This is a genomic window from Pseudoalteromonas sp. BSi20480 (genome assembly GCF_000241365.1).
Classification (GTDB): Bacteria; Pseudomonadota; Gammaproteobacteria; order Enterobacterales; family Alteromonadaceae; genus Pseudoalteromonas; species Pseudoalteromonas marina.
In genome coordinates this window covers 1-14,048 of sequence record NZ_BADX01000154.1, presented here as the reverse complement: position 1 = coordinate 14,048, position 14,048 = coordinate 1, and the positions used below count along the sequence as shown (strand labels likewise).

Sequence of the window (14,048 nt, the reverse complement as noted above, 5' to 3'; positions counted from 1 at the left end):
TATAAAATGTGGGGATTATGCAAATAATATTACCCCTTTTCATTAACGAATTATAAAAGGGATAAATACAGGTAGAATTATGTTCCTTATTCTTCATTCAGCTTAAAAACTGTAATTTAACCACTCATTACTTTGATTAATTATTCGTAAATAGAAAAATAAAACCAGTCAAAGCTTAAATGTCACCCCGCTATTTAATCGCCTGAGTAGCTTAGCTTTAAAATACACTTACACTTTGAGTTCACTGTAGTTGCGACGTTATTGGTTTTCTTGTACCCGCAACGCAGTATTTACTCTTTATATATTGCTTTTTATGTGTCCGAAGCGGACACATAAAGTGTCCGCGGACATATTACTTTAATAAATAAATTATTAAGTATATTAATATCAATAGGTTAAATTTTGGCATGCTAATCGTATAGTGTAATTTAGTAATTATTATTTGGAAGAATTATGTTCACTTTAAGCTTATTTTTACTCTCGCCACTAGCCGCCATTTTTGCAGCACTACTTTATGTCATGTTTGAAAAAAATATAAATTCATTTAGTTAGGGTTGAATAATGATTAAAGATACCAGTGCTCAAGACATACAAGTTAAAACACTCGCAAACCATAAAAAACGTTTTCTTTTAATTATCGCTGTGTTGTTACTTATTATTGCTGCTACTTATGGAGTTATGTCAGGCTCGGATGCAACTAAATCATTTAGCCAAGAAAAGGTGCAAATAGCAAAAGTAGAAATTAAAACGCTTGTTCGCGATGTAGCCGCAAGTGGAAAAATTGTTGCCGCCAATGCGCCACATATCTACAGCCCAGAGAGAGGCTTTGTAAGCTTGCACGTTAAAGCTGGCGATACAGTTACCAAAGGCGACGAGCTTGCTGTTCTTCATAGCCCTGAACTTACCAATGAATTAAAACAACAACAATCCGTATTACAACGCTTAGAGGGTGAACTTAAAAGGCAACACCTACAATCAAGAAGAGACACTTTAACCCTTACAAAAACACTCGATATGGCAAGTGTAGAATTAAACGCAGCACAAAGAGAAGATCGTCGCGCAAAACTATCAATTAAAAAGCATTTAATAAGCCAAATAGACCTTGAAAAAGCAATAGACGACTTATCACGTGCTCAGCTTACCTATAAACACGCACAGCAAGAGGTGGCACTTGCTAAAGATACACTCGCATTTGAATTGCAAGCTGCTAAAAGTGATGTAGAGCGTCAGCAGCTGATCGTTGATGAATTACATAGAAAAGTAAATGAGCTGTCAATTCGGGCCACAGTGACAGGCATTGTTGGTAATCTGCTTGTGCAACAAAAAGCAGCCGTCACGCAAAGTCAGCCTCTGATGACACTCGTTGATTTAAGTCATTTTGAAGCACAGTTGCAGGTGCCAGAAAGTTACGCAAACGAACTCGGGTTAGGTATGGACGTAGAGCTTAAATTAGGGAACGAAACAATAATGGGGGTGCTATCGGCTATATCACCCGAAGTTAATAATCGCGAAGTAACCACACGTGTTCGCTTTACAAGCAACAGCAATAACATTCGCCAAAATCAACGTTTAACCGCGCGTATTTTACTCGACAATCGCCAAAATGTGCTGCAGGTAAAGCGAGGCGCTTTTATGCAACAAGGCGGCATTGTTGCATATAAAATAGACGGTAATTTTGCAAGACGTATACCTATATCCGTAGGTGCCACCAGCATTAACGCGGTAGAAATTTTAAGCGGCTTAAATGAAAACGACGAAATAATAATTTCTAGCTACAACCAATTTAACCAAGCAGACACGCTTTTATTAAATTAGAAGCGCTCTCAACCAGCGCCAATTTAAGGAAAAACCATGTTACAAATGAAAAACATAAGTAAAGTATACCAAACTGAAATGGTTCAAACTCACGCATTAAGAGACTTTAATTTAAATGTAAATGAAGGCGAATTTATAGCTGTCACAGGCCCTAGCGGCTCTGGGAAAACTACTTTTTTAAATATTGCCGGAATGTTAGAACCCTTTAGTGAAGGTGATTATATTTTAGATGGTGTAAACGTGGGTAGCCTAAACGACAACCAACGTGCCGATTGCCGAAATCAAAAAATTGGTTTTATCTTTCAAGGTTTTAATTTAATACCAGATTTAAACCTCTATGAAAATATTGAAGTACCTCTTCGTTATAGAGGTATTAAAGCAAAAGAACGTAAACGTAGAATAGAGCAATGTTTAGAACAAGTAGGCTTAGCCTCCCGCGCTAAGCATTTACCTCTACAACTTTCTGGCGGCCAGCAACAACGCGTCGCTATAGCCCGCGCACTTGCCGGCGAACCACGTTTTTTACTTGCCGATGAGCCCACCGGTAACTTAGACAGCCTAATGGCTCGCCAAGTGATGGAATTACTTGAGCAAATAAATCGCGATGGCGCCACAATTATAATGGTGACACATGACAGCGAATTAGCCCGCCGTGCACCGCGCAACATTCAAGTAGTTGATGGACAACTTGCTGACTTTACTTTGTACCAAGGTACACAGCCAATAAAAGTCGCACAAGGAGTATAATTCATGCTGGTTCATTATATTGATCTGAGTTGGCGTAGCTTTAAGCGCACACCACTCGTAAGCTTTTTAATGGTACTTGCCATAGCAATTGGTATAGGCATCACCATGACTAGTCTGAGTGTGTATCACATGATGTCGGCCGATCCAATCCCGGACAAGAGCAGTCAGCTTTTTAGTGTGCAATTACAGATAATGGATGATGGAAGCACATGGTGGACGTCAGATAACCAGCCTCTTCAACTAACTTATCAAGATGCTGCAAATCTTTATCAATCCCAAGTAGGTGCTCAACGTTTAAAAATGGTACGAAGTGGCTTTTCTGTTTACATAGACTCTGACAAAGTAAAACCGTTTAGTCAAAGTGCAAGACTTACCACTCCTGAATTTTTTAATATGTTTGACCTCGAATTTTTACATGGTAGCAAGTGGTCACAGCAACAAGAAGACAATGCAGCGCCCGTTGTTGTCATTAGCGAGGAGTTAAACAATAAGTTATTTGCTGGCAAAAATTCAGTGGGTCAGGTTATTTACCTTGACGATGCTAGTTACGAAGTGATTGGCGTTACAAAAAATTGGCCACTAACCATCAAATATTACGACTTAAACAATGGTGCATTTAACCAACCCGAACAACTTTTTATGCCATTTAGCCTTCTTGAAGCAAAGCAACTTGGTAATTGGGGAAATACTAATGGTTGGAAGCATGAAGATGTTCGAAGTTTTACTGCCAAATTACAGTCAGAAATGGTTTGGATTCAATTCTGGGTTGAATTAACGACCGAGCAACAAAAAAATGATTACGAGAATTACTTACTAGCTTATATGCAAGAGCAGCAAAAGCTCGGTCGATTTAATCGTAAAGAGCTCGCTTTTGGGCTTCGAGATGTTAATCAATGGATGGCTTACAATAATGTGGTTAGTGAAGATAACAAAATTTTAGTGGCTCTAAGTTTTATGTTTTTGGCTGTGTGTTTGGCTAATATACTTGGCTTATTACTTGCCAAATTTTTACGTCGAGCGCCAGAGGTTGGAGTACGTCGTGCTCTTGGTGCTAATAAACGGCAGATTTTTATGCAACATATCATTGAAGTCGCTATGTTAGGGCTTTTGGGCGGGCTACTTGGGATTGTATTTGCGCAGTTTGGTCTATTAGGTGTTCGTCAGAGCTACAGTTATTACGAAAGCTTAGCGACTATGGATTTAAGTATGTTACTAAGCGCCCCACTTATTGCAATCAGTACTTGTGTAATTGCCGGGCTTTATCCTGCTTGGCTGGTGTGTAAAACCAACCCTGCCATTTATCTAAAAAGCCAATAGGGACGAACACAATGATATTAGAAATTAAACCTATTTTTCATGCGCTGTGTCGATCTAAGGTGGGTGCAATTTTGCTACTTATACAAATAGCAATTACCACTGCAATTGTTAGTAACGCAGCATTTATAATTCAAGACAGAGTAACCTACCTTAACCAAGAAACAGGCTACCCGGAAGATGAAATACTTGCTTTTCATGTTATGCATTTTGGTAAAGATGTTCAAAGCCATCAGCAATTTGAACTTGATGAAGCCATGCTTCGAGCTTTACCCGGCGTTAAAGACGCCATATATATTAACAACATACCGTTATCAGGTAGTGGCAGCTCATCTGACTTCAGTATTAACTCTGCACCAGAGCCAGGGCTTTCAGCAAGAACGGCTTACTTTTTTACGGATGACCATGCAATTAATACACTTGGCGTTGAGCTTGTTGCAGGACGAAATTTTACTCAAGATGAAATCGTTGTCACTAACGATAATGATCAACGAGCCAATGTGACAATTGTCACTCAAGCATTACTCAATGAGCTTTTTCCTGATGAAGAGGGCTTAGGAAAAACGATTTTTCTTGGTGATATTCCACTGAAAGTTGTTGGTGTAATTAAGCATGCAAAAGGGCCTTGGTTAAAAGACAGCCGCCCAAATAATATCGCATTAATTCCTTACATTAATCCCAATATATCTGGCAACTTTTTAGTTCGCACTGCGTCCAACGAGCGTGCAGACATAGCTAAACAGATTGAAGACGCTATGCTTAAAAATTATAACAAGCGTGTGATTATTCGAATTCGTGGTTTAGATCAAGACAAAGCGCAGTATATGGCTGAAGACACATTGATGATGCGTATGTTAGTTGTGCTTATTACTATACTTTTACTTGTCACCGCTTTAGGGATCTTTGGCTTAACCTTATTCAATATAAGTAAGCGCACCAAACAAATTGGAACCCGTCGCGCTTTGGGCGCTCGTAAATCTTCAATCATCAAGTACTTTTTAGTTGAAAATGCATTGATTTGCACTGCTGGGTTAGTTTTAGGCGTCATTGCGGCCCTCATACTTGGGCAATTGCTAATGCAACACTTTTCAATAGCTGTATTACCCTTAGGCTATGTCGCAGCAACTGCCGTTATGGTTTTTATAATGAGCCTTCTAGCTGTATTTGGCCCTGCTAAGCGTGCAGCAAATATTTCGCCGAGTATCGCAACCCGAACCATATAGCGCTGCTCCCAACCTATGCTACACTGGCAAAATACGGTGTAGCATTTTCTAAATAATAATAAACAGCGATTAAATTCACATGGAAAAAATACTTATCGTTGATGATAACCCGGCTGTTTTAGAGGCATTATCATTACTACTGGAAATACATAACTTTAATGTAGTTACCGCAACAACGCCCTTTGAAGCGATTCAAATTGTGCAGTACCAACGCATCTCTCTCGTTATTCAAGATATGAATTTTACCAGCGATACCACCTCAGGTGAAGAAGGTAAAACTTTGTTTTATGCGCTGCGTGAAGAGAACCCACACCTCCCTATTATACTAATAACCGCTTGGACTGAATTGTCAACGGCTATTGAACTCGTTAAAGCAGGTGCAGCCGATTACCTTCCAAAACCATGGGACGACCATAAGCTTCTTACGTGTATTACTAACTTAATAGAGCTAGGGCGCACTAAGCAACTTGTGGCCACGCACAACCGCCAACAAAAAGAGCGAGAGGATAAATATAACACTGCTAACTTAGCAGGCCTTATTTTTAAAAGTACCGCAATGGAGCGATTGGTCACGATGGCATTGCAAGTGGCTAAATCTGATATCTCTGCACTCATAACAGGCCCTAATGGCAGTGGTAAAGAGTGTATTGCCACTATTATTCAAAAAAACTCTTCACTAATAAATCAGCCTTTCATAAAGGTCAATGCAGGCGCCCTTCCCCAAGAGCTTTTGGAAGCTGAATTGTTTGGTGCTGAAGCAGGTGCTTATACTGGTATAAGCAAGCAACGTATAGGTCGTTTTGAGGCAGCTGATGGTGGAACATTATTTTTAGATGAAATTGGCAACTTGCCACTTTCTGGGCAAATGAAGTTGCTAAGAGTGTTGCAAACAGGTGAATTTGAACGGTTAGGGTCCACACAAACGCGCAAAGTAACTGTACGTGTTATATCAGCCACAAACGAAAATTTATTACAAGCAATAACCGAAGGGCGTTTTAGAGAAGATTTGTACTATCGCCTTAACGTTATTGAGTTAAACGTACCTGCGCTTTGTGAACGCGTTGATGATATTGCGCCACTCATTAATCACTTTTTACCACATAGAGAGCTAAGTATTGATGCAGAGCAAGCCCTTAATCGATACCAATGGCCAGGTAATGTAAGAGAACTTGAAAACGCCTGTAAACGTGTTGGTGTAATCAAGCCTAATGGTTTGCTTAGTGCTGAAGATTTTGACCTAACCCCGTCGTCGCCAATAAAAAATAACGACGTAAAAAAAGAACCAACAAAATTCGAAATTGAACAATCAATACGCGCTAATCAGGGGGTTATAGCCAAAGTAGCACGAGAATTTGGTTTAAGCCGTCAAGCACTCTATAGGCGCTTACAAAAAATGGGTATTGATTACTAATGTTTAATTTTATTAGTGGCTTATCGTTAACTCAAAAAATAATGGCTATATGTGTTTTATGCAGCGTTTTGCCTGTTGTTAGCATTACAATAATTGCACAACATCCGCTGTATTACTCTGTGTTGTTGGTCATAGCAGCTATGCTAATAAGCATCTTGCTAGCTAGAGCCTTAACAAAGCCTATTAAGCTAGGGTTGCAATCGCTAGAAACTGGCTTACTTAATTTTAAAGATGGTGAGCTTTCTAGTTTATTAGCCTATAAAAACAACGATGAGTTAGGAAAGCTATGTCTGCTTTATAATCAAACGGCAAAACAACTTCGTCAAGAAAAACAGTGGATTTATCAACGAGAGTTAATGTTAGATAAAGTATTACAAAGCTCTCCCCAAGCACTTTTACTTGTTAACGATAATAAAATTGTTGTATTTAGTAACTTAGTCAGCCGCACTTTATTTAATAGCAAAACACAACTAGAAGGCACGCAACTTCACGAATTATTGTCTGATGCACCTATTCAACTTACTAATGCTATTGAGCAAGGCGTGGATGGCTTGTTTAATATTGAAATAGATAGTCACGATTCTCAAACTTGGCATTTATCGACTGGCGAATTTTTGCTTAATAATCAAAAACATCACTTGTACATATTTAAACAACTTACCCGTGAACTCAGCCGCCAAGAAGTAGCAGTATGGAAAAAAGTTATTCGAATAATAAGCCACGAGCTCAATAACTCTCTTGGCCCTATGTCATCAATGCTGCACAGCGCTCAGCTTTTAGCTAGCCGCGTAGATGAGCCTCGTCTTGCACGAGTGTTTTCAACAATCGATGAAAGAATAAGCCACTTGGCTGAGTTTGTTCAAGGCTATGGCAAATTTGCGAAGCTCCCTACACCACAAAAGTCAGCGATAAATTGGCAAAACACATTAAATGATCTGAATAGACAATGGCAGTTTAGCTACACAGTAAGCAGCACCCAAAGCATATTACATGCAGATCAGGCACAACTTGAGCAGTTGCTTATCAACTTACTCAAAAATGCACACGAGTCAGGCTCAAATCCGTCTAAAATAAACATAGATGTAACGTTCTTTAGTAATACTTGCATAGTAGATGTAAGCGATGGCGGAAAAGGAATGAGTGAGCAGGTTATGGCTAATGCCCTCGTACCTTTTTATTCTACAAAAAGTACAGGAAGTGGTTTGGGGTTAGCCTTGTGCAGAGAGATTGCTGAAGCACATAAAGGACAAATAAGCTTACATAATAAATTAAGTGGTGGTCTAAACGTGCAAGTTACCCTGCCGTGCAGATAAGTGATGTTGTTAAAAAAACTAAAAACAATAAAGCCACTTAACGTGGCTTTTATTATCACAGCACTATAGAAATAGCGCTCACAAAATAAGATTACTCAGCGTCAGCTTCTTTGTACTTAGCCGCTGTTTCTGTGATTAACGGTTGTAATTCACCACGTTGGAACATTTCGATGATGATATCACAACCACCAATTAGCTCACCCTCAACCCAAAGTTGTGGGAATGTAGGCCAATTTGCGTACGCAGGAAGCTCAGCACGAATGTCTGGGTTTAGTAAAATATCAACGTATGCAAACGGTTCGCCACACGACATAAGTGCTTGTGAAGCTTGTGAAGAAAAACCACAGTTTGGTAACTTAGGTGACCCTTTCATGAAAAGGATAATTGGGTTTTCTGAAATTTGCTGTTTAATTTTATCAATGGTTTCCATCTACAACCTCAAAGTAACGATAGCTAAATATACTTAGGTCTTGAAAATAACTCATCGTGACCATAAATATATAACTTAAAATGGGCAAATAAAGCCACAATTGAAATAGTCTTTCGCAATAGCATTGCTGTTTGCTTAAACTTGAGTAAAATACTCAACAATTATAGTAACACTATATTCCCACTTGGTATAGGTAAGTGGTCTGTTTCAACAGGCATTACGTATTACCAAATGGACTATCAACTAAAAAAGATGGAGATAAAAAATGGCATTTGAACTACCGTCACTACCATATGCAATCGACGCACTTGAGCCACATATTTCAAAAGAAACATTAGAGTTTCACCACGGTAAGCACCACAACACGTATGTTGTTAAGCTTAACGGTTTGATCCCTGGTACAGAGTTTGAAAACAAATCTCTAGAAGAAATCGTATGTTCATCAGAAGGCGGTGTATTTAACAACGCAGCGCAAATCTGGAATCACACGTTTTACTGGAACAGCCTATCTCCAAATGGCGGCGGCGAGCCTACTGGCGCAATTGCAGATGCAATTAACGCTAAATGGGGTTCTTTTGATGCGTTTAAAGATGCATTAAACGACAAAGCAGTAAATAACTTCGGTTCAAGCTGGACTTGGTTAGTAAAACTTGCCGATGGCTCTTTAGACATCGTTAACACGTCTAACGCTGCTACACCACTTACTGACGAAGGCGTTACACCTGTTCTTACTGTAGATTTATGGGAACACGCATACTACATTGATTACCGTAACGTGCGTCCAGATTACCTTAAAGGTTTTTGGTCACTTGTTAACTGGGAATTTGCAAACGCAAACTTCGCTTAATTAGCACTTATCGCTAATTTAAAAAAGACGCTAAAGCGTCTTTTTTTATGCCTATTATTTATACTTTTAAACTCTGTCACTTGACAAAATAACCTTCTTCAACATGATCTTTTTTCACTTAAATTTTTAATTTTATTCCACAAACATAGACTTTCGCGACTAAACTTTAAAATGTAAGCACCTTTTACAGCGGGTTTCGGAGGTTATTATGACGATTTTTGAGCATTACCAAGCACGTTACGAAGCGGCACAAGAAGAAGAGTACAGTATCGCCGAGTTTCTTGAGATATGTAAAACCGATAAATCTGCCTACGCGAGTGCACCAGAACGCCTTTTAATGGCCATTGGTGAACCCACAATGGTAGATACCGCAACGGATGCACGCCTCAGTCGGTTATTTTCAAATAGAGTAGTCGCACGCTACCCTGCCTTTACCGATTTTTATGGTATGGAGGATGCCATTGAACAAATTGTTTCTTATTTAAAACACGCCGCTCAAGGGCTTGAAGAGTGTAAACAGGTTCTCTACCTATTAGGTCCTGTCGGCGGTGGCAAATCATCTATTGCTGAAAAGCTAAAGTACCTCATGCAACAAGTACCCATCTATTCAATTAAAGGGTCACCGGTAAACGATCATCCATTATCTCTGTTTGATCCCATTGAAGACGCTAATGTGCTAGAGCAAGAGTACGGTATTAAGCCACGTTATTTAAAAACAATTATGTCACCGTGGGCAGGCAAACGGCTGAAAGAGTTTAATGGCGATATAAGTAAGTTTAGAGTGGTAAAACGTTATCCATCTATTCTGAATCAAATAGGCATCGCTAAAACAGAGCCAGGCGATGAAAACAACCAAGATATATCCGCATTAGTAGGTAAAGTAGATATACGTCAGCTTGAACATTTTGCGCAAAATGACCCCGATGCTTATGCTTACTCGGGTTCACTTTGTATGGCAAATCAAGGCTTGATGGAATTTGTAGAGATGTTTAAAGCCCCTATCAAAGTACTTCATCCACTACTAACGGCCACGCAAGAAGGTAATTACAATGGGACTGAAGGTATTAGCGCTCTTCCTTTTAATGGCATGATCCTCGCTCATTCAAACGAATCTGAATGGCAAACCTTTAAAAATAACAAAAATAATGAAGCCTTTTTAGACCGTGTATACATAGTCAAGGTACCTTATTGTTTGCGTGTCACTGAAGAAATTAAAATTTACGACAAACTTCTTCAGCATAGTGAACTTCATAGCGCCCCTTGCGCGCCTGGCACCTTAAAAGCTTTGGCACAATTTACAACTCTTTCACGATTAAAAGAGCCTGAAAACTCAAGCCTGTATTCTAAAATGCGAGTGTACGATGGTGAAACACTCAAAGACACTGATCCAAAAGCAAAGTCGTATCAAGAGTATCGCGATTACGCAGGAGTGGATGAAGGCATGACGGGTCTTTCTACTCGCTTTGCATTTAAAATTTTATCTCGGGTATTTAATTTTGACAACACAGAAGTGGCCGCAAACCCTGTTCACTTATTTTATGTACTTGAACAACAAATAGAACGTGAACAATTCAGCAGCGATGTTGAAGAACGCTACTTGAGCTTTTTAAAAGGCTATTTAATCCCTCAGTATGTTGAATTTATTGGTAAGGAACTTCAAACTGCGTATTTGGAATCATACTCAGAATATGGGCAAAACATATTTGATCGCTATGTTATTTATGCCGATTTTTGGATTCAAGATCAAGAATATCGTGACCCTGATACAGGCCAATTATTTGACCGAGCTGCACTCAATGCAGAGCTTGAGAAAATTGAAAAACCAGCGGGCATTTCTAATCCTAAAGATTTTCGTAACGAAATAGTTAATTTTGTACTACGCGCACGGGCTCATAACAATGGCAAAAACCCGCTGTGGACGAGTTACGAAAAATTACGGACTGTCATTGAGAAAAAAATGTTTTCAAACACAGAAGATCTGTTGCCTGTTATTTCGTTTAATACTAAAACCTCAGCTGAAGATCAGCAAAAACACGAAGACTTTGTTAATCGCATGGTCGAGAAAGGCTATACACAAAAGCAAGTCAGATTGTTATCTGAGTGGTACCTACGTGTTAGGAAATCACAATAACCTTCATGGTTGTGGTTTTAGGAGGTCATTATGGCACATTTTATAGACAGACGTTTAAACGGTAAAAATAAAAGCACCGTAAATCGTCAACGCTTCATTAGGCGTTATAAAAAACAGATAAAAGAAGCGGTGTCAGATGCAATAAATAAACGCAGTGTAACCGACTCTACATCGGGGGAAAGTATATCTATTCCACAACGTGATATCAGCGAGCCTACCTTTCATCAAGGTAAAGGCGGGAATAAAAAACAAATACACCCAGGTAACGATCAGTTTGCAACAGGTGATAAAATAGAGCGACCAAAAGGTGGTCAAGGTGATGGTTCTGGACAAAGTGAGGCAAGCGACTCTGGCGAAGGGCAAGATGAATTTGTGTTCTCTATCTCAAAAGATGAGTACCTCGATTTACTTTTTGAAGATTTAGAACTTCCTAATCTTCAAGAAAATCAACTTGATAAACTTGTACAAATGAAAACCCACCGAGCCGGTTTTTGCAGTGAAGGTATGCCAAGTAATATTGATATTGTTCGTTCGTTACAAGGATCACTTGCTCGACGTGTTGCGATGAGCGCTGGAAAAAAGCGCCGCTTAGCCGATTTAGAAGCTCAGCTAAAAATATTAATACACGAACCTCATAGCGATAAAGCCGCTGTTGCACTTTTACAAAAAGAAATAAACCTACTTAAACAGCAAATTAAAGCTGTGCCTTTTATTGATAACTACGACTTGCGTTTTAGAAATTACGAGAAGCGCCCCCACCCCACCAGCAAAGCGGTTATGTTTTGTATTATGGATGTGTCAGGCTCTATGGACCAAGCCACAAAAGATATGGCAAAACGGTTTTATATTTTACTATATCAATTTTTAACGCGCAGTTATAAAGACATTGAAGTGGTCTATATCCGTCATCATACGCAAGCTACTGAAGTAGACGAACAAACATTTTTTTACTCTCAAGAAACTGGGGGAACTATCGTATCGAGCGCACTTAAACTGATGGATAAAATAATTAAAGAGCGTTACAACGCAGACGAATGGAATGTATATGCAGCACAAGCATCTGACGGTGATAACTGGGCTGACGATACTCCTCATTGCGGACAAATATTACGTAATAGCATTTTAGATGTTGTTCGCTATTTTGCCTACATTGAAATCACAACACGTGCTCATCAAAGCCTATGGCGAGAATATTTAAATATTACGCAAACACATTCCAACTTTGCCATACAGCACATTCAAAGTGTTGAAGACATTTACCCTATATTTAGGGAGCTTTTTAAAAAAGGTCGGCAACAACAAGGGGCTGCATAACCAAGCGAGGTATTAATATGAATACTAAACGAATGAGTGACGGCCCTGACTGGACTTTTGATTTGTTAACTGAGTATCAAACAGAAATAGCTCGCGTTGCAGACTTTTACCGGTTAGACATTTACCCTAATCAGATAGAGGTGATCACCGCCGAACAAATGATGGATGCGTACTCAAGTGTTGGGATGCCTATTGGTTACAACCATTGGTCTTACGGGAAAAAATTCATTCAAACTGAGCAAAACTATAAACGCGGACAAATGGGCCTCGCGTATGAAATAGTGATTAATTCAGACCCCTGTATTGCATATTTAATGGAAGAAAATACGTTACCGATGCAAGCACTAGTTATGGCGCACGCATGTTATGGCCACAACTCTTTTTTAAAGGTAATTATTTATTTAAAACATGGACTGATGCCAGCTCTATCATTGATTACCTGGTATTTTCTAAAAATTATATACGTCGCTGCGAAGAAAAATACGGTGTAACAGCAGTAGAAACCTTACTAGACTCATGCCACGCACTCATGAACTATGGCGTTGATCGTTATAAACGCCCGCAACAAATTTCGTTATTCGAAGAGCAAAAGCGCCAAGAAGAACGCGAGGCTTATTTGCAATCTCAAGTGAACGAATTATGGCGAACAATCCCCGAACATCACCAAGAAGCAAAAAAGAAAGAACGCCACTTTCCTCAAGAGCCGCAAGAAAATATCTTGTATTTTATAGAAAAAAACGCACCACTTTTAGAACCTTGGCAACGTGAAGTTATTCGTATAGTGCGTAAAATATCACAATATTTTTACCCACAAAAACAAACACAAGTAATGAATGAAGGCTGGGCCACCTTTTGGCATTACACCATTTTAAATCACCTATATGATGAAGGTAAACTTACCGACTCATTTATGCTGGAATTTTTACAAAGCCATACAAATGTTGTTTATCAACCACCTTACAATAGTCAGTATTACTCGGGCATAAACCCGTATGCTTTAGGCTTCAATATGATGGTTGATATTAGGCGACTATGCGAACACCCAACGGAAGAAGATAAAAAATGGTTCCCTGAATATGCCGGAAGTAATTGGCTTGATACCCTTCATTTTGCTATGCAAAACTTTAAAGATGAAAGCTTTATAAGCCAGTTTTTATCCCCTAAATTAATTCGCGACTTTAAGCTTTTTACACTTATTGATAACGCAAGCGCTCCGCATTTAGAAATAGGCGCAATTCATAACGACAATGGATATAAAGCGGTAAGGGAAGCGCTTTCGGCTCAATATAACTTAAGTAATCATGAACCTAACATTCAAGTGTACGATGTTGATATCAGAGGGGATAGAGCGCTTACGCTTAGGTATGTTCCGCACAATAATATACCTTTAGCAAATACACATGAGGAAGTACTTAAGCATCTTTATAGATTATGGGGGTTTAAAGTAAAACTTGAACAAGTAGATAATAATGAAAAATAATGACTATCGGACAATGCCCTAAA

At 39.1% G+C, this 14,048-nt stretch carries 11 protein-coding genes and 1 pseudogene; 11 read left to right on the top strand and 1 reads right to left on the bottom strand.

What is annotated here, in order from left to right; translation table 11 throughout:
* Positions 1 to 561 precede the first annotated feature (561 nt).
* The 6 genes from P20480_RS03335 (at position 562) to P20480_RS03360 (ending at position 7,823) form a co-directional block, all read left to right on the top strand.
* Entirely contained in the window at positions 562 to 1,815 is a 1,254-nt protein-coding gene (locus tag P20480_RS03335; protein ID WP_008132061.1) for an efflux RND transporter periplasmic adaptor subunit, read from the top strand.
* Positions 1,816 to 1,851: 36 nt separating this feature from the next.
* A complete protein-coding gene (locus P20480_RS03340; RefSeq protein WP_008132059.1) occupies positions 1,852 to 2,562 on the top strand; it encodes an ABC transporter ATP-binding protein in 711 nt (236 codons plus the stop codon).
* A 3-nt stretch (positions 2,563 to 2,565) separates the two neighbouring features.
* The gene (locus P20480_RS03345; protein WP_008132058.1) at positions 2,566 to 3,879 is read left to right on the top strand and encodes an ABC transporter permease; all 1,314 of its coding nucleotides are present in this window, start codon (positions 2,566 to 2,568) and stop codon (positions 3,877 to 3,879) included.
* Between the two features lie 11 nt (positions 3,880 to 3,890).
* Positions 3,891 to 5,099, top strand: a complete 1,209-nt coding sequence (locus P20480_RS03350; RefSeq protein ID WP_008132056.1) for an ABC transporter permease — start codon at positions 3,891 to 3,893, stop codon at positions 5,097 to 5,099.
* 79 nt (positions 5,100 to 5,178) lie between these two features.
* Complete coding sequence (locus P20480_RS03355; RefSeq protein WP_008132054.1) at positions 5,179 to 6,510, top strand: sigma-54-dependent transcriptional regulator; 1,332 nt, start codon at positions 5,179 to 5,181, stop codon at positions 6,508 to 6,510.
* Positions 6,510 to 7,823: a sensor histidine kinase gene (locus P20480_RS03360; protein WP_008132052.1), complete on the top strand. Its 1,314-nt coding sequence runs from the start codon at positions 6,510 to 6,512 to the stop codon at positions 7,821 to 7,823. Before P20480_RS03355 ends, P20480_RS03360 begins: the two co-directional genes overlap by 1 nt.
* Positions 7,824 to 7,914: 91 nt before the next feature.
* Here the strand turns inward: P20480_RS03360 and P20480_RS03365 are convergent, their stop codons facing one another.
* Positions 7,915 to 8,253, bottom strand: coding sequence for a Grx4 family monothiol glutaredoxin (locus tag P20480_RS03365; RefSeq protein WP_006792409.1), 339 nt, complete (start codon positions 8,251 to 8,253; stop codon positions 7,915 to 7,917).
* A gap of 265 nt (positions 8,254 to 8,518) precedes the next feature.
* Here P20480_RS03365 and P20480_RS03370 point away from each other — a divergent pair, with 265 nt between their 5' ends.
* The 5 genes and pseudogenes from P20480_RS03370 to P20480_RS20150 all read left to right on the top strand — a co-directional run bounded on the left by P20480_RS03370 (position 8,519) and on the right by P20480_RS20150 (position 14,025).
* A complete protein-coding gene (locus P20480_RS03370) occupies positions 8,519 to 9,100 on the top strand; it encodes a superoxide dismutase (protein ID WP_006792408.1) in 582 nt (193 codons plus the stop codon).
* Positions 9,101 to 9,308: 208 nt separating this feature from the next.
* Positions 9,309 to 11,231: a PrkA family serine protein kinase gene (locus tag P20480_RS03375; protein WP_006792407.1), complete on the top strand. Its 1,923-nt coding sequence runs from the start codon at positions 9,309 to 9,311 to the stop codon at positions 11,229 to 11,231.
* Between the two features lie 30 nt (positions 11,232 to 11,261).
* The gene (locus tag P20480_RS03380) at positions 11,262 to 12,545 is read left to right on the top strand and encodes a YeaH/YhbH family protein (RefSeq protein ID WP_008132050.1); all 1,284 of its coding nucleotides are present in this window, start codon (positions 11,262 to 11,264) and stop codon (positions 12,543 to 12,545) included.
* Between the two features lie 17 nt (positions 12,546 to 12,562).
* A pseudogene (locus tag P20480_RS18675) lies at positions 12,563 to 13,785 on the top strand (SpoVR family protein); the annotation flags it as partial.
* A 78-nt stretch (positions 13,786 to 13,863) separates the two neighbouring features.
* Positions 13,864 to 14,025, top strand: coding sequence for a hypothetical protein (locus P20480_RS20150; RefSeq protein WP_474089421.1), 162 nt, complete (start codon positions 13,864 to 13,866; stop codon positions 14,023 to 14,025).
* The last annotated feature ends 23 nt before the right edge of the window (positions 14,026 to 14,048 follow it).

Bases quoted from the DNA above. Each gene is read 5' to 3' on its own strand.
- P20480_RS03335 (WP_008132061.1), top strand. From the start codon at position 562: ATGATTAAAGATACCAGTGCTCAAGACATACAAGTTAAAACACTCGCA.
- P20480_RS03340 (WP_008132059.1), top strand. From the start codon at position 1,852: ATGTTACAAATGAAAAACATAAGTAAAGTATACCAAACTGAAATGGTT.
- P20480_RS03345 (WP_008132058.1), top strand. From the start codon at position 2,566: ATGCTGGTTCATTATATTGATCTGAGTTGGCGTAGCTTTAAGCGCACA.
- P20480_RS03350 (WP_008132056.1), top strand. From the start codon at position 3,891: ATGATATTAGAAATTAAACCTATTTTTCATGCGCTGTGTCGATCTAAG.
- P20480_RS03355 (WP_008132054.1), top strand. From the start codon at position 5,179: ATGGAAAAAATACTTATCGTTGATGATAACCCGGCTGTTTTAGAGGCA.
- P20480_RS03360 (WP_008132052.1), top strand. From the start codon at position 6,510: ATGTTTAATTTTATTAGTGGCTTATCGTTAACTCAAAAAATAATGGCT.
- P20480_RS03365 (WP_006792409.1), bottom strand. From the start codon at position 8,253: ATGGAAACCATTGATAAAATTAAACAGCAAATTTCAGAAAACCCAATT.
- P20480_RS03370 (WP_006792408.1), top strand. From the start codon at position 8,519: ATGGCATTTGAACTACCGTCACTACCATATGCAATCGACGCACTTGAG.
- P20480_RS03375 (WP_006792407.1), top strand. From the start codon at position 9,309: ATGACGATTTTTGAGCATTACCAAGCACGTTACGAAGCGGCACAAGAA.
- P20480_RS03380 (WP_008132050.1), top strand. From the start codon at position 11,262: ATGGCACATTTTATAGACAGACGTTTAAACGGTAAAAATAAAAGCACC.